The organism is Xanthomonas campestris pv. campestris str. ATCC 33913, assembly GCF_000007145.1.
Classification (GTDB): domain Bacteria; phylum Pseudomonadota; class Gammaproteobacteria; order Xanthomonadales; family Xanthomonadaceae; genus Xanthomonas; species Xanthomonas campestris.
The window spans coordinates 4,690,874-4,706,884 of the sequence record NC_003902.1; the positions used below are offsets into that span (position 1 = coordinate 4,690,874).

General features: G+C 66.2%; 11 protein-coding genes. 5 read left to right on the plus strand and 6 right to left on the minus strand.

The window, feature by feature from the left end; translation table 11 throughout:
- Window positions 1–174 precede the first annotated feature (174 nt).
- The 3 genes from XCC_RS20540 to XCC_RS20550 form a co-directional block, all read right to left on the minus strand.
- A complete protein-coding gene (locus tag XCC_RS20540) occupies window positions 175–720 on the minus strand; it encodes a cytochrome c oxidase assembly factor 1 family protein (protein WP_011039032.1) in 546 nt (181 codons plus the stop codon).
- Between the two features lie 41 nt (window positions 721–761).
- Window positions 762–2,990 (minus strand): S9 family peptidase, encoded by a 2,229-nt coding sequence (locus tag XCC_RS20545; protein ID WP_019238082.1) that lies wholly within the window; start codon window positions 2,988–2,990, stop codon window positions 762–764.
- A 534-nt stretch (window positions 2,991–3,524) separates the two neighbouring features.
- Window positions 3,525–4,214, minus strand: coding sequence for a glutathione binding-like protein (locus XCC_RS20550; RefSeq protein WP_011039034.1), 690 nt, complete (start codon window positions 4,212–4,214; stop codon window positions 3,525–3,527).
- Between the two features lie 251 nt (window positions 4,215–4,465).
- Here XCC_RS20550 and XCC_RS20555 point away from each other — a divergent pair, with 251 nt between their 5' ends.
- The 5 genes from XCC_RS20555 to XCC_RS20575 all read left to right on the plus strand — a co-directional run bounded on the left by XCC_RS20555 (window position 4,466) and on the right by XCC_RS20575 (window position 12,061).
- Window positions 4,466–7,465 (plus strand): TonB-dependent receptor, encoded by a 3,000-nt coding sequence (locus XCC_RS20555; RefSeq protein ID WP_011039035.1) that lies wholly within the window; start codon window positions 4,466–4,468, stop codon window positions 7,463–7,465.
- Window positions 7,466–7,638: 173 nt separating this feature from the next.
- The gene (locus XCC_RS20560) at window positions 7,639–8,340 is read left to right on the plus strand and encodes a SapC family protein (protein ID WP_043877843.1); all 702 of its coding nucleotides are present in this window, start codon (window positions 7,639–7,641) and stop codon (window positions 8,338–8,340) included.
- Window positions 8,330–9,343, plus strand: coding sequence for a cupin-like domain-containing protein (locus tag XCC_RS20565; protein ID WP_011039037.1), 1,014 nt, complete (start codon window positions 8,330–8,332; stop codon window positions 9,341–9,343). The genes XCC_RS20560 and XCC_RS20565 overlap by 11 nt, the downstream gene beginning before the upstream one ends.
- A gap of 9 nt (window positions 9,344–9,352) precedes the next feature.
- Window positions 9,353–10,915 (plus strand): tryptophan halogenase family protein, encoded by a 1,563-nt coding sequence (locus tag XCC_RS20570; protein ID WP_011039038.1) that lies wholly within the window; start codon window positions 9,353–9,355, stop codon window positions 10,913–10,915.
- Window positions 10,916–11,053: 138 nt separating this feature from the next.
- Complete coding sequence (locus tag XCC_RS20575; protein WP_011039039.1) at window positions 11,054–12,061, plus strand: energy transducer TonB; 1,008 nt, start codon at window positions 11,054–11,056, stop codon at window positions 12,059–12,061.
- Window positions 12,062–12,458: 397 nt separating this feature from the next.
- Here XCC_RS20575 and XCC_RS20580 read toward each other — a convergent pair whose 3' ends face one another.
- Genes XCC_RS20580 through XCC_RS20590 form a run of 3 tightly spaced genes read right to left on the minus strand, consistent with a single transcriptional unit; the run spans window position 12,459 to window position 15,977 of the window.
- A complete protein-coding gene (locus XCC_RS20580; RefSeq protein ID WP_011039040.1) occupies window positions 12,459–13,652 on the minus strand; it encodes an ABC transporter permease in 1,194 nt (397 codons plus the stop codon).
- Entirely contained in the window at window positions 13,649–14,395 is a 747-nt protein-coding gene (locus XCC_RS20585) for an ABC transporter ATP-binding protein (protein WP_011039041.1), read from the minus strand. Before XCC_RS20585 ends, XCC_RS20580 begins: the two co-directional genes overlap by 4 nt.
- A gap of 31 nt (window positions 14,396–14,426) precedes the next feature.
- Window positions 14,427–15,977, minus strand: coding sequence for an alpha/beta hydrolase (locus tag XCC_RS20590; RefSeq protein ID WP_011039042.1), 1,551 nt, complete (start codon window positions 15,975–15,977; stop codon window positions 14,427–14,429).
- Window positions 15,978–16,011: the final 34 nt, after the last annotated feature.

Sequence of the window (16,011 nt, forward strand, 5' to 3'; positions counted from 1 at the left end):
ACCGTACGCGGCACACGCGGCGCCGGCAACCTGCCGGAGGTCACGGCCGGCGAACTCGGATCAGGCGGCGGCCGCGGCCGTGGGGTGAGATGCAGTGCGCCGTCACAACGTGCAGCGTCGCTACCAAAATGTGAACCGCTACGGCTAGGTGCGTCGCTGAGCGCCTAGCGCGCGTTACCGATGTTGTTCTTTTCCTGGCGCGACAGTGTCGGTCGTTTCAATATCCGGATCAGTCCCGGCATCGGTCGCGCGTGGCCGGCCGGCGGCAGCCGTGACGGCGTCCAGCAATGCGATCGTGTCGCCGACGTCCGGAACCACCTGCACGCTGGTGTAGTGCCATTGCCCGGCATGGCGCTCGGCTTCGATATACAGGGTGCCGTTGCCACGTGCTCCGTGCAGCGACACGCTGAGGGTGGCGTGTCCGCCACCACCGCTGGTCGCGATGTTGCCGCTGGGGAGGAAGCCGTCTTCGATCGGCGCACCGAGTACGGTGGCAACGCGCGGATCGTGTTGCGCCGTCAACACGCCGACACGGTAGGGTTCGGTCGATTTCATGACGCGCGCGATGCCTGCCACGAGCGCGCCGATGGAGACGGCCAGGACCACGATCAACAGCAGCGCCAGCAGCGGCACCGCCCATTTCCAATGCCGTGACCACCAGCCGCGCCTCGCCGGTGGCGACGGTGTTGCGGAATGCGGCAGCGATGGGGGCATGGACATGCGCAGAGCTCCTTATCGACGGCGAACGTGGGGCGGCGTGCTCAGGGCTGCAGGCAACGCGCCAGGAACGCTTCTGCCGTCTTGTAGCGATGCAATGCGGTCTTGCCCGACAACCCATGCTTGGCGCCGGGATAGGTCATCAGTTCGAATGGCGTGCCGCGTTGTTGCAGGCCGCTCATCAGCGCGGTGGAGTTGGTGAACAGCACATTGTCGTCGGCCATGCCGTGGATCAGCAGCAGCTTGGCGCGCAGGCCATCCAGGTGGGTGGCGATGCGTGCCTCGCGATAACCGGCCGCGTTGCCGGCAGGCAGGTCCATGTAGCGCTCGGTGTAATGGGTGTCGTACAGGCCCCAATCGGTGACCGGTGCGCCCGCCACCCCGCAGGCATACGCCTCGCTGTGCTTGGCCAGCAGCATCAAGGTCATGTAACCGCCGTTGGACCAGCCCTGCACGCCGATGCGTGCCGCGTCCACCCAGCGTTGCGCTTTCAACCACGCCACGCCCTGCAACTGGTCGTCCACTTCCACCGTGCCCTGCTTGCCGTACAGCGCGCCACCGAACGCGCGGCCACGCCGCGGGGTGCCGCGGTTGTCCAGCGAAAACACCACGTAGCCACGCTGCGCCAGGTATTGATCGAACAGCGCATCGCCACGACCGGGCCAGGCATCGACCACGGTCTGCGCGGCCGGGCCGCCGTAGACATACACTACGACCGGATAGCGTTTTGACGGGTCGAAACCGGCCGGCTTGATCAGCCGGTAGTGCAACGGCGTGCTGCCATCGGCGGCAGTGAGCGTGCCGAATTCCACCGGGCGCTGCGCCTGGCGGTATTTGGCATAGGGATGCTGCGGGTCGGCCACATCGTTCTGCAACAAGGTGGCGATCTTTTCGCCATTGGCGCGAAACAGTTCGATCTGCGGCTGCGTGGTGGTGTTGGACCACGTATCCACATACACGCTGGCGTTGTTGGCGAAGCTGGCCGCATGCGTGCCGTTGGATGCCGAGCGTTTTTCGATGGCGCCGCCGCCCAGTGCCACCGCGTAGATGTGGGTTTGCGTCGGCGAGTCCTTGCTGCCGGCGAAGTACACCAGGCCAGCCTGCTCATCGACCGCCAGCAATGCATCCACCACCCAGGCGCCGGAGGTCAGCGGCGTGAGCGTGGTGCCGTCCTCAGAGGCAACGTACAGGTGCTCGTAGCCGCTGCGCTCGGAGTTCCAGAGAAAGCGGCCGTCCTTGAGAAAGCGCAGATCGTTGGTGAGCGGCACCCAGGTTGGCGAGGTCTCGGTGATCAGCACACGCTGCTTGCCGCTGGCCAGCGTGGCTTCGATCAGCTGCAGGGTTTTCTGGTCGCGTGACTGGCGCTGGAAGGTCAGCCGCTGCGCATCGCGCCAGTCCACCCGCGCCAGGTAGATGTCCGCTTGCTTGCCGAGGTCGATCCACTGCGGCGTTGCTGACGCGCGCGGCACGATCACGCCGAGCTGCACGGTGACATTCGGTTGGCCGGCTTGCGGATAGCGCTGGTCGATCACCTCGGTGTGGTCGGCGTAGACCTCCGGGCGCTTCTGGATGGGCACGGCGGATTCATCGATACGCGCGAAGGCGATCGCCGAATCGTCCGGTGCCCACCAATACCCGGTGTGGCGATCCATTTCTTCGTCGGCGACGAATTCGGCCACGCCATTGCCGATGGTGTCGCTGCCATCGCGGGTCAGTTGCAGTTGTTTGCCGCTGGCAAGATCGATCACCCACAGATTGCGCGCCCGCACGAAACTGACAAAGCCGCCCTTGGGCGAGAGCTTGGCATCGGTGGCGAAGCCTTCGCCATGCGTGAGTTGGCGCACCGCAGCGCTGCCGGTCTTGCGCAGGTCGTACAGATACAGCTCGCCGCCCAGCGGGAACAGCAGCGCGTGCGCATCCGGCGCCCATTGGTAATCGACAATGCCGGCGAAGGCCGCGATGCGTTGGCGCTCGCGGCGGGCCTTTTCGGCATCGCTCAGGGTCTCGGTGCCGGGCAGCACCACCTTGGAATCCACCAGCAGCCGGGTCTGGCCACTGGCGATGTCGTATTCCCACAGGTCCAACTGGTTACGGTCGCTGTCCTTTCCGCGCAGGAAGGTCACCCGCGAACCATCAGGCGCGACCTTGGGCTTCATCAGCGTCGGGCCAGACAACGGCAACGGGCCGGTGATGGCCTCCAGAGTGAGTTTTTCGGCGTGGGCCATGGGGACGGTGCTGAGCATGAGGGCAAGGGCGGCGAACAGGGCGCGCATCGAAGATCCTGTCTTGGGATAGCGCAAAGGATGCGGGCGCGTGGAGTATTTGAGAAGCACGGTGGTGGTGCGTGTGTGCGATGAGGGGCTGTGTATGCGGCGGTGCGCGAGTGCTGCAGCGTGGTGCTGGGGTGTTGTGGTTGCGCTGCTTTCCGGCGAGCAGGGGTGCCTGTGGGCTGGTGGCTGCAATTGGCGCGCTGCCGATGAGGGGCGCGCTTTTTTCATGCGGCGCACGTTGCGGGAGCGGTGGGTCTGGCGCCACTTGCGTACCCTCACCCCAACCCCTCTCCCGGGGGGGGAGAGGCTCGAGCTGCCGGGTTGTGTCGTGCGCGGTTGATGTATGCGCGTGCCGCTGCCAACCCCTGATGTTGCTTGCTGTTGTTGCTTGCTGTTGTTGCTTGCTGTTGCTACTTGCTGTTGCTGCTTGTCTTTGTTACTTGCTGATGCGGTTTTGCGCTGATTCTTGCTGCGCAGTTGCAACAGTCGCCGCTCTCGCCGCATGTCCTGTTGCGCGACCGCTCCTACCGCTTTGCCTCAGCGCTTGCCGAACAGGTGCTTGCGCTCTTCCTCGCTCAGCGGCTTGCCGGCATCCGGGTTGACCTTGTCCTTCAACGCGTACGCGCGCTGGGCGGCCGGGCGTGCGGCGATGGCGTCGTGCCAGCGCTTCACATGAGGGAACGCGGCATAGTCCGGCTTGAGGTCGCCATACACTTCGATCCACGGGTAGCTGGCCATGTCGGCGATGCCGTATTCCGGGCCGGCCAGGAACGCGTGCTCGGCCAGGCGCTTGTCGAGCACGCCATGCAGCCGGCGCACCTCGGCGTTGTAGCGTTCGATCGCGTAGGGAATCTTTTCCGGCGCATAGACAGTGAAGTGGCCCATCTGGCCGCTCATCGGGCCCAGCCCGCCCATCTGCCAGAACAGCCATTCCAGCGCCGCGATGCGGCCGCGTGCGTCGCGCGGCAGAAAGCGCCCGGTCTTCTCGGCCAGGTACAGCAGGATCGCGCCGGACTCGAACACGCTCAGCGGCGCGCCACCGCCGGCCGGTGCGTGGTCCACGATGGCCGGCATCTTGTTGTTGGGCGAAATCTGCAGGAAGGCCGGCTCGAACTGGGCGCCCTTGCCGATATTGACCGGCTTGAGCGTGTACGCCAGCCCGGCCTCTTCCAGAAACAAGGTGACCTTGTGGCCATTGGGGGTGGGCCAGTAGTACAGGTCGATCATCAGATGCTCCAGTTCGGAAGGAAGATGCACGCAGCGGCGCGCCGGCAACGTCCGATGGTACGGCCAAGCGTAGCCAGGCAACGGTGATCAATGCCGCGCAGGCTGGAACGATGTGTGACGCGATTGGCTCGCGGCCGATGCTGCAGTGCAAGTTGACTTGTTAAGAGCCGCGCTAACAAATGCACGACTGCTTAATTAACCTTGCCTGTCCAGCTCGGACCGGCGTTTTGTTCATTTGGGGAAGAAACACCGTGAGAGAGCCACGCACCTTGCCGCGTACGCGACGCCTGACGTCTGCCTTGCTGTTTGCACTGTCCGCACCGCTGGCCGCGCAAACCGCGCCGGCGCCGCAGTCGGCCTCGACCGTCCCCGGCTCCAGCCAGGCCGACCCCGCCACGCTCGATACGGTGCAGGTCAGCGGCATCCGCGGCAGCCTCACCTCGTCGATGAACGTCAAGCGCGATGCGCAGGGCATCGTCGACGGCATCGTGGCCGAAGACATCGGCAAGTTCCCCGACACCAACCTGGCCGAGTCGCTGCAGCGCATCAGCGGTGTGTCGATCGACCGCTCGCTGGGCGAAGGCTCGCGCGTCACCGTGCGTGGCGTCGGCCCGGACTTCAACCTGGTGCTGTTGAACGGCCGGCAGATGCCCGGCGCCAGCATCGAAGAATCCAATGCCTCCAACTCGCGTGCGTTCGACTTCGCCAATCTGGCGTCCGAGTCGATTTCCGGCATCGAGGTGTTCAAGACCAGCCGCGCCAGCACGCCCACCGGCGGCATCGGCGCCACCATCAACATCAAGACCGCCCGGCCGCTGGACAACCCGGGCATGCATGCCAATGTGGGGCTGAAGGGCGTGCACGATGCGTCCAACGAGAACCTGCCTGGCCGCCTGCAGGGCGATGCGCTGACGCCGGAAATCTCCGGCATCTTCAGCACCACCTCGGCCGATGGACGCTTTGGCGTGTCGCTGAGCGGCAGCTACCAGGAACGCGACTTCGGCTACAGCCAGGTCGGCGTGCCCAATGGCTGGCGTTCGTTCCGCGGCGATTCCACGGCCTACGGCACCATCCCGCAGCCGGGTGCGCCGGGCTCGGAAAACATCACCAACCGCCCGGGCCCGAACGACATCTACTCGGTGCCGCAGAACCTCAACTACCGCGTGGTCGGCGTCGAACGCCAACGTACCAACGGGCAGCTGGTGCTGCAGTACAAGCCACTGGACAACATCACCACCACGCTGGATTACACGTACTCGGAAAACAAGATCCAGCAGCAGCGTAATGAAATGTCGGTGTGGTTCAACTATGGGCCTTCGGCCAGCGCCTGGACCAATGGTCCGGTCGCCGGCCCGGTGACCTATTCGGAAATCGTCAATCCGGCCACCAGCGATCTGGCCACCGCCGGCTCCAATGCGGCCACGCGCAACCAGAACAAGTCGCTGGGCTTCAACGTGGATTGGGCGGTGAACGATCAGTTCAAGCTCAACTTCGATATCCACCGCTCCACGGCCGAAGCCGGTGCAGATAGCCCGTACGGTTCTAGCAATTCGTTGGGCGTGTCCGGCTTCTACCGTGGTACCTCGGTGGTGGATTTCAGCAAGGATTTCCCGGTGTTGCAGCAGCAGTTGGGCTTTGGCCTGAACGGGCTGGACCCCTCGCGCACGCTGGTCACCGGCTCGGCGTTCCGCAACAGCTACATGAAGTCGGAGATCGACCAGGCGCAGGTCAACGGCGACTTCACCTTCGAAAACTATTCGCAGTTGAAGTTCGGTATCGGCAGCACCGAGGTCAAGAACCGCTCGGCGTTCTCCAACGTGCAGCGCGATACCTGGGGCGGCAACGGCACCGCAGCCGATTATCCGGACGATCTGTGGATTCCCAGTTCGTTTGCGCAGTATTTCGATGCGATCGACGGCAGCGGCAACCCGCCGCAGTTCAACCAGCTGTTCCTGTTCGACTTCGAACGCGCACGTCAGGCCGCCGCGCAAGTGGCCGGCGACGATGCGCTGTACCGCATCTCGCCGGTGTTCACCACCGACCGCCGCGTGACCGAAAAATCCAAGAACGCCTACCTGCAGTGGAACAACAGCTGGGACGATCTGCGCGTGCCGATCAGCCTGGCCGCCGGTGTGCGTTACGAAGAAACCAAGGTGGACGCGCAGGCACTGGTGCCGGTGGCAGTGGGCATCGACTGGGTCGCCAACAACGAGTTGCCGATCCGTGTGTCCAACTCGGCGTTTGCCAGCGGCAGCGGCAAGTACGAATACTGGCTGCCCAGCCTGGACCTGAGCTTCAAGCTCACCGACGACCTGGTGCTGCGCGCCAGCTACGGCGAAACCATCGGCCGGCCCGGCTGGGGCGATATCCAGGGCGGGCAGACGCTTAGCGAGATCGCGCGCGTAGAAGGCGGCACCGGCCAGGAAGGCAATCCCGGCCTGAAGCCGCTGCTCTCGCACAACATCGATTTCTCGCTGGAGTGGTACTACAGCGATGCCAGCTACGCCTCGGTGGGCTTCTTCCGCAAGAACATCGACAACTACATCGGCGTGACCACGCGCAACGACACCTCGCTGGGATTGAACACCCCGATTGGCGGCGCGTACTGGAACGAAGCACTGGGCAACGGCTGCGCCTCGGCCGACCTGACCTGCATCCGCAACTACATCTTCCGCAACCGCGGCGGCGCGCCCGGCGTGGTACGCGGGGCCGATGCCACCGGCGTGATCAGCGGCCAGCCCGGCGACCCGGTGGCCAACTTCGCCATCACCGCGCCGGCCAACCAGCGCTCGGCGTCGCTGGACGGTTGGGAATTCAACCTGCAGCACATGTTCGGCGACAGCGGGTTCGGCGTCTCGGCCAACTACACCATGGTCGACTCGGGCCTGACCTACGACAACTATGTGATCGGCGAGCAGTTCGCGCTGGAAGGCCTGAGCGATTCGGCCAACGTGGTGGGCTTCTACGACCGGGACAAGTGGCAGGTGCGTGCGGCCTACAACTGGCGCGACGAGTTCCTGGCCGCACGCTTCGATGGCAGCGGCCAGCCCAATCCGGTCTATACCGAAGCCTATGGCCAGCTGGATCTGAGCATCGGCTACCAGTGGACCGAGAACCTGTCGCTGAGCCTGGAGGCGATCAACCTCACCGACGAGGTGCAGCGCCAGCACGGCAGGCAGTCGAACCAGATCGTCTATGCCACCCAGACCGGCCCGCGCTACATGCTGGGCGTGCGCTACAAGTTCTGGTGATGCGGTTCTGATGCAATTGCTGTGTTGATCCAATGCGTTTCCCGGCAGCCTGGCTGTCGGGAGACGTACATGGCCGTTGCGGCCGGCCCTGCGGCGTTGCGCCATGGGGCTTGCCGTCGCACGGCGATTCGTTGAAGCATGGGCCACGCGCCCCGCGTGCTGTGCCATTCCCCATGACCGATCCCGTGCTGTTGAACAATCTCGATCACCGCGACCTGCGCGTGATCACCACACACGGCGCCGCCTATGGCGACAACGTGATGTCGGCCGCCACTTTTCCGCTGGAATTTCGCCAACTTCAGGCGCAATACCCGATCGTGTTCCATCGCGATGCCGATGGGCAGTTCCAGCCGCTGGCCCTGCTGGGCCTGCGCATGGGCGAAAACCTGTTCCTGGACGGCGCGCGCTGGGATGCGCCGTATGTGCCACTGGCGATCCAGCGCCAACCGTTTTTGATCGGCCAGCAGCCCGACGGGCCGATGGTGCATGTGGATCTGGACAGCCCGCGCATCAGCACCGCCGAAGGCGAGCCGCTGTTCCGCGAGCACGGTGGCACCACTGAGTTTCTGGAGCGCATCAGCCAGGTGCTGCGCACGCTGCATGACGGGCTGCATGCCACGCGGGACTTCATGAGCCGCGTGCTGGCGCACGACCTGCTGGAACCGTTCGTGTTCGAGGCCACGCTGGACAACGGCGTGGAATGCCGGCTTGCCGGCCTGTATGCGGTGCACGAAGAGCGCCTACGCGCGCTGGGTGACGAAGCACTGCTCAGCCTGCACAAGCATGGCGATCTGGAACCGCTGTATATGGCGGTGGCCTCGATCGCGCAGTTCCGCCACCTGCTGGACCGCATGAACCGCCGCCATGCCGGCTGAGCCGCGCCCCATCCCCGAAGTGCACGGGCTGGATCCACTGCAACTGGATCCGGCACTGCTGCGCTCGACCACGCCGCTTGTGTTGCGCGGGCTGGTGCGCGACTGGCCGCTGGCCCGCGCCGGCGCGCAGTCTGCGCAGGCCGCCGCCCAGTACCTGCGCAGGTTCGACCGCGGCGAGGCGGTGGTGGCGCAGGTCGGGCCACCGGAGATCGCGGGGCGGTTCTTCTACAACGCCGACATGAGCGGCTTCAACTTCCGGCCCGAGCGGGTGCCGCTGGCGGTGGTGCTGGAGACCCTGCTGCGCGATCTGGAGGTTGCGCAGCCGCCGGCGATCTACGTGGGCTCCACCACGCTGGACACCTACCTGCCCGGCCTGCGCGCGGACAACCCCATCACCCTGCCGCAGGCCGAGCCGCTGGCCAGCATCTGGATCGGCAATCGCACCCGCATTGCCGCTCACCAGGACCTGCCCGACAACCTCGCCTGCGTGGTGGCCGGGCGCCGCCGCTTCACGCTGTTTCCGCCGGAGCAGCTGGCCAATCTCTACATCGGCCCGCTGGATCTCACCCCGGCCGGCCAGCCGGTCAGCCTGGTGGATATCACCGCGCCGGACCTGGAGCGCTTCCCGCGCTATGCGCAGGCGCTGGAGCACGCATTGGTGGCCGACCTGGAACCGGGCGATGCGGTGTTCATGCCCAGCATGTGGTGGCACCACATCCAGGCACTGGACGGCTTCAACGTGCTGGTCAATTTCTGGTGGCGGCAAAGTCCGGCCTACATGGATTCGCCAATGAACGCGCTGATGCTGGCGCTGCTCACCATCCGCGACCTGCCGGCCGAACAACGCGCCACCTGGCAGGAAGTGTTCCGCCACTATGTATTCGACGCCGATGCCGACACCGCCGCACATCTGCCCGAGGCCGCGCGCGGTGTGCTCGCCCCGATGGACGACGCCCGCGCCCGCGCCCTGCGCGCACGCCTGCTGCAACGCTTGAATCGCTGAGGATTTCCCATGCACGCCCCTGCCCCCTCCGAGTCGCAACGCCTGGTCCGCCGCGTGGTCATTGCCGGTGGCGGTACTGCCGGCTGGATGGCCGCCGCCGCGCTGTCCAAGCTGCTCGGCCGGCAGTTGCAAATCACCCTGGTGGAATCGGACGAGATCGGCACCGTGGGCGTGGGCGAGGCCACCATTCCCAGCCTGGTGACCTTCCACCGGCTGCTGGAGATCGACGAAGCGCAGTTCATGGCCGCCACCCAGGCCACCTTCAAGGTCGGCATCGCCTTCGAACATTGGCGCGATGTGGACCGCCACTACATCCATTCCTTTGGTCACACCGGCACCGATCACTGGAGCGCGGGCTTTCAGCACTTCTGGCTGAAGGCGCGCGCACGCGGCGTGGCGCGCGACTTCGGCGACTACTGCCTGGAGCTGCGGGCCGCGCAGGAAGGCCGCTTTGCGCATCTGCCCAACGGCGGCATGAACTACGCCTATCACCTGGACGCCGGGCTGTACGCGCGCTTCCTGCGCCGCTTCAGCGAAGGCTTCGGCGTGCAGCGCATCGAAGGCCGCATCGGCAGCGTGCAGACCGACGCGCACAGCGGCGACATCGCCGCCCTGGTGCTGGACGACGGCACCCGCATCGAGGGCGACCTGTTCCTGGATTGCACCGGCTTTCGCGCGCTGCTGATCGGCCAGACGCTGGGCGTGGGCAGCGAGGACTGGTCGCGCTGGTTGTTCGCCGACAGCGCGCTGGCCGTGCAGACCGAATCGGTGGGCGCGCCAGTGACCTTCACCCGCGCGCGCGCCGATCGCGCCGGCTGGATGTGGCGCATTCCGCTGCAGCACCGGGTGGGCAACGGCATCGTGTATTCCAGCCGCTACACGGACCAGGACAGCGCCGCCCAGGTGCTGGAACACAACCTGCAGGGCCGCGCACTCACCACCCCGCGGGCATTGCGCTTCACCCCCAACCAGCGCCATCGCGTGTGGGAAAAGAACTGCGTGGCGCTAGGCCTGGCCAGCGGCTTTCTGGAGCCGATCGAGTCCACCAACATCCATCTGATCCAGCGCGGCATCGTCCGCCTGCTGCAGACCTTCCCGCAGGTCATCGACCCGGTGGACATCGCCGAATACAACCGACAGGCAGCCGAGGAGATCGCGCATATCCGCGATTTCGTGATCCTGCATTACCACGCCACCGACCGCCGCGACACGGCGTTCTGGCGCGATTGCGCGAGCATGGAGATCCCCGACAGCCTGCGCCACCGCATGGAGCTGTTCCGCCAGAGCGGGCGCGTGTTCCACCAGGGCAATGAGTTGTTCGCGGAGAATTCATGGATCCAGGTGATGCTGGGCCAGGGCATCGTGCCGCGGCACCACCACCCGGTGGCCGACCTGATGGGCGATGCCGAGCTGAGCCAGTTCCTGGAGGGCATCCGCCAGCGCGTGGAAGCCACCCTGGCCCGCCTGCCGCCGCATGCCGAGTTCCTGCGCCGCTATTGCCCGGCCCCGGCACCGCCCGCGCCCATGCCACAGCCGGCACCGGGCACGCCGCTGGCCGCACCGGCTGCCTGAATTTCGCGGGCATCTCGGCAACCCTTGGCTTAGACCGCCCCAGCAATGCTAGATTGCGGCATTGCCGACCCTTGCGGGAACAAGGGCCGGCGCTCACCGCAGCAACGTTATCTTTCGCACTCGGGGTAAGGGGGACGCATGTTGGATCTGACACAGGGCCGTATGGCACGCCGGATCGCGCCGGTCATTTTGCTGGTTGGCCTGGCCGCCTGCTCCAAGCAGGAAGAAAAACCTGCCGCCACCGCGGGCACCACGCCAGCGGCACCGGCCACCGCGCCGGCACCTACGGCAGCCACTGCGGTCTCCCCGCAGGTGCAGTCGATGGCAGCCGATCAGCTGCGCGAATCGGCCACCAAGGCGCTGCAGGACAACCGCATGTACGCCCCGGCCGGCGACAACGCGGTGGAGTATTACCTGGCGCTGCGCGAGAAGCAGCCGCAGGACGCTACCGTCAACAGCGCGCTGACCGACCTGATGCCGTACACGCTGATCGCCGCCGAACAAGGCATCAGCCGTGAGGAGTTCCCCGAAGCGCAACGGCTGATCGCGCTGATCGAAAAGGTCGACCCCAGGGCACCGGCGCTGCCGCGTCTGAAGAGCGGCCTGGAAGCCGGCATGAAGACCGCCGCCAATCGCACCGAGCAGGACGCCGAACAGGCCAAGAAGCTGGTCGAAGACAAGGCCAAGCAGGCCGCCGAGCAGAAGCGCCTGGCCGAGCAGCAATCGCGCGAGGCCGCTGCGGCCCAGCAGATTGCCGCCCAGCAGGAAACAGCGCGCCAGCAGGCGGCCGAAGCCGAACGCCAGGCCGCCGCCAAGCGCCCGGCCGAGCCGGCGCCCACGCCCGCCGCGCCACGCCCGGCGCCGGCCGCTGCAGCCGCCGCCCCGGCGGCCGCGTCGCTGCGCCCGATCAGCACCCCGGCCCCGCGTTATCCCCCCGAAGCCCTGCGCGCCGGTACCTCCGGCGAAGTGCTGGTGGAGATCACCGTGGGCACCGATGGCTCGATCACCGCCTCGCGCGTGCTGCGTGCCAACCCGCCACGCGTGTTCGACCGTGAAGCCCTCAACGCCGTGAAGCGCTGGCGCTTCGAGCCGGTGGCCGCGCCGGTGACCACCCGCCGCACACTGTCGTTCAACCCGGGCGGCTGAGTGAGTGGTTGGGTGCTTGCAGGGTCTACGCGCGGCTGAGTAACTGCGTTGGTTGGTGATCGTTGCTTGATGCTGCTGATGATTGATGCAATGCACCTCCGGCACATGCCGAGCGCCAAACAAAAAGCCCGCAGCGATGCGGGCTTTTTGTTGGCTGGCCATCCGTACCCTCATCCGCCCTTCGGGCACCTTCTCCCGAGGGGAGAAGGATTAAAGCCCCTCTCCTGCGGGAGAGGGGTTGGGGTGAGGGTACGGCGGCAGATTGGACATCACGAACTGCATCGGCAACAGCCACGTTCAATCATTCAACATCAATAGCTGTAACAGGCATTCGCACCAACAACCCATACCCCCATCCGGCGCTGCGCGCCACCTTCTCCCAACCAGAGAACGAACATCAGCCCGAAATCGCCAGCCGCTCCTGGTGATATCGACGCACCGCGGCGTACCACAGCACCCCCGCCAGACCGAACCCGGCCAGCAGGTACACAGCCCAGGTCTGCAGCGTGATCTGTTCGTGGCGGATCACCTTCAGCAACATCTGGTTCTGCGCCAGGAACGGCACTGCGAAATGCCACAGCTGCGTCTTCAGCGGGTACGCCATCAGCGCATAACCGGGCAGCATTGGTAGCAGCAGCAGCCAGGTCATGTGCGCCTGCGCCTCTTTCATGCTTTTCGCAGCCGCGGCCAGATAGGTCAGCAGCGAGGTACCGATGAACAGCATCGGCACCAGGATGAAGAGCATCTGCAGGATCGGCACGAAGCCCACGTTGAGCTGGCGCCCCAGGTTGGAGCTGGACAACTGCGCGCTGAGTTTGAAGGCCAGCAACGTCAGCAACAGCGACACCATGCCGATCACGCAGGCCGCGGCGATCTTGCCGCTGACGATCGCACTGCGAGGCGCGGGCGTGGCCAGCAGCGGTTCCAGCGACTGCCGTTCGCGTTCGCCGGCGGTGGCGTCCAGGATCAACGACGCGCCGCCCAGGAACGAGGTGATCACCAGCAGCACCGGCAACAGCATCGCCATCATCTGCCCGCGCTTGGCCTCGGCGGTGGCCAGATCCTGCGCGGCGATCTCCAGCGGCCGCGCCACCTGCGCATCGATCCCGCGTGCGAGCAGACGCAACGCACCCACCTGCTGGCTGTAGCCGCTGAGTGCGGCCTGCAGGCGCATCGCCGGCACGTCGGCTTCGCGGCGCGTGCTGTCCTTGATGATCTCCACCAGCGCCGGGCGCCCGGCACGCCAGTCGTCGGCGTAGTGCGCACTGATGCGTAGCGCCACGTCCACGTCCTGGTCGCGGATGGCGGTGGTCAGATCGGCCGGCGCGTCCACTGCGTTGAGCCCTTGCGCGGCGAGAAAACGCACCAGATTGGGCGCGTGCTCGCGGCCAAGCACCGGGATGTCCAGCGGCTTGTCGATCTGCGTGCGCACGCGGCTTTCGCTGAGCGCGCCCATGCCCAGGATCAGGATCGGATACAGCAAGGGCGACAGCAACAACGCCAGTGCCAGGGTGCGGCGGTCGCGGCCGATGTCGCGCAGTTCCTTGCGCAGCACGGTGCCCAACGTGGCGAAAAATGACATCTTGCTCATGCGTGCAGTCCCTCGTCCGAACCGATCGCCTTGACGAAGGCGTCTTCCAGGTTGTCTTCGCCAGTGGCCGCGCGCAGTTCATCGGCGGTGCCGGCAGCCACCACGGTGCCCTTGGCAATGATGACGATGCGATCGCACAGCGCCGCCACCTCTTGCATGATGTGGCTGGAGAAGATCACGCAGCGCCCTTCGGCGCGCAGTTGCTGCAGGAAGCCGCGCATCGCGCGCGTGGTCATCACGTCCAGCCCGTTGGTGGGTTCGTCCAGGATGACGTTGCGCGGGTCGTGCACCAGCGCGCGTGCAATGGCGGTCTTGGTGCGCTGGCCCTGGCTGAAACCTTCGGTCTGCCGGTCCAGGATGTCGTCCATGTCCAGTGCATGTGACAGCAGGCGCGTGCGCTCGGCGATCTGCGTGCGCGACATGCCATGCAATTGGCCGAAGTAGGCGATGTTCTCGCGTGCGCTCAAGCGCTTGTACACGCCGCGCGCATCCGGCAACACGCCCAGCGCGCGGCGCACCGCGACCGGGTCGTGCGCGGCATCGACGCCATCCACGCGGACGCTGCCCTGGTCGGGCGTCATCAAGGTGTAGAGCATGCGCAAGGTGGTGGTCTTGCCGGCGCCATTGGGGCCGAGCAAGCCGGTGATCTGGCCATCGGCAGCGTTGAAGCTGACTCCGTTGACCGCCTTCACCAGGCCGGTCTTGGTCTTGAAGGATTTGTGCAAGCTGTCGACGACGATCATGCGTGCGCCTCCGTGGCGTGGTCGGTGTGGCTCATGGTTCCCATCCGTTGAACGAGGTAAACGCGGGCACATCGGTCAGGCTGTCCACGCAGCGCGCGTCCAGGCCCTTGGCATCGGCGGTCTGCAGGAATTGCCCCAGCACCTTGGGCATGCAGCCCAGCCGGAACACACCGTGGCTCTGCCCGGGCGCGATCAGATGCCGGCCGTTGGGCAGACCTTGCAGCACACGTGCGGCGTAGCGCGGCGGGGTCACCGGATCGAGCTGGCCGGACAACAACAGCACCGGCAGCGTGGAGCGGAACGGCGCAAATGCCGCCGCCGGAGTGGGCTTGGACGGCCATGTCTTGCACGCTGCGAAGAACATCTCCGCCACCTGCGCGCCCAGCAAGGTGTCGTCCTGCGCAGCCGGCGCGCGATAGCGCCCCGCATCTTCGCTGCACAGCACCGACCACTGCATCGGCCGATTCATCTGGTCGGCCATGTCCGAGCCGCTCATCTGCGCCAGCGCCATCAACGACGCGTAACGCCCCGCAGCGGCTTCGTCCAGCACCAGCGGCAGCAGCGAGGCGGTTTCCGGCGCATACGAAAACCCGAACGCCAGGCCGGCTACGGTATCGGCGTTGACCTCCTGGTGATGCAGTTCACCGGTGCGTGGGTCGCGGTAATCCACCGGTGCCGGCGCCTGGCGCAGGCGCTCCACCACCTGCCGCAGCTGGGTGCGCGTGTCCACCGGGAAACGCTTGGCGCAGGCTGGCTGCGCCTTGCATTGGGTGGTCTGCAACGCGATCGCGTCTTCAAAGGTGCGCGCAAATTCGCCGCCAATGACCAGATCGTTGGGGGCCACGCCATCGAGCACCACGGTGCGGGTGTGCTGCGGGTAGCGCGCCGCGTACTGCTGCGCGACACGCGTACCGTAGGAGCCGCCGATCAGGTTGATCTGTTGCGCGCCCAGCGCCTCACGTACCGCATCCAGATCGCCGATGGCTTCGCTGGTGGTGAAATAGCGCGGGTCGGCATCGTTGCGTAGCCCTGCAGCACAGCGTGCCGCATAGGCGCTCAGCTGCTCTGCGGTGGCGGCGCTGTCGTTTTCCAGCACCAGCGGCGTGCCGCCCGCATCGCGGCATTCCAGCGGATGCGAGCCGCCGGTGCCGCGCTGATCGACCAGAAAGATGTCGCGGTGCTTGCGCACTTCGCGCAGGCCCATGTCGACGATCGCCGCCACCTGCGTAGCCGATTGCCCAGGCCCACCGGCGATGAAGAACACCGGGTCCGGCGCGTGGCTGGCACCTGCGTCACTTTCCAGCCAGGCGATCTTGAGCGCGAGCTTGCGCCCGTTCGGCGCGGCCGGATTTTCCGGTACCTGCAACTGTGCGCACTGCGCCTCGATGTTGCCGGCGGCGCTGCCGGAGCTGAGCGTGCATGGCGAAAACTGCAGGCGGCCGTAGGCATTGCCGGCCACCGTGCTGGCCGCGGCCTGCGCCTTGCCCGTGGCCACCACGACGCCCTCGCCCGCGCGCTGGCAGCCGCCCAGCGCCACTGCCAGCGCAAGCACCAGCGTTATTGTCCTAACGTGCTTTGCCATTCCCGCTGATCTCCGTGTGATCCATGGTCCTGTG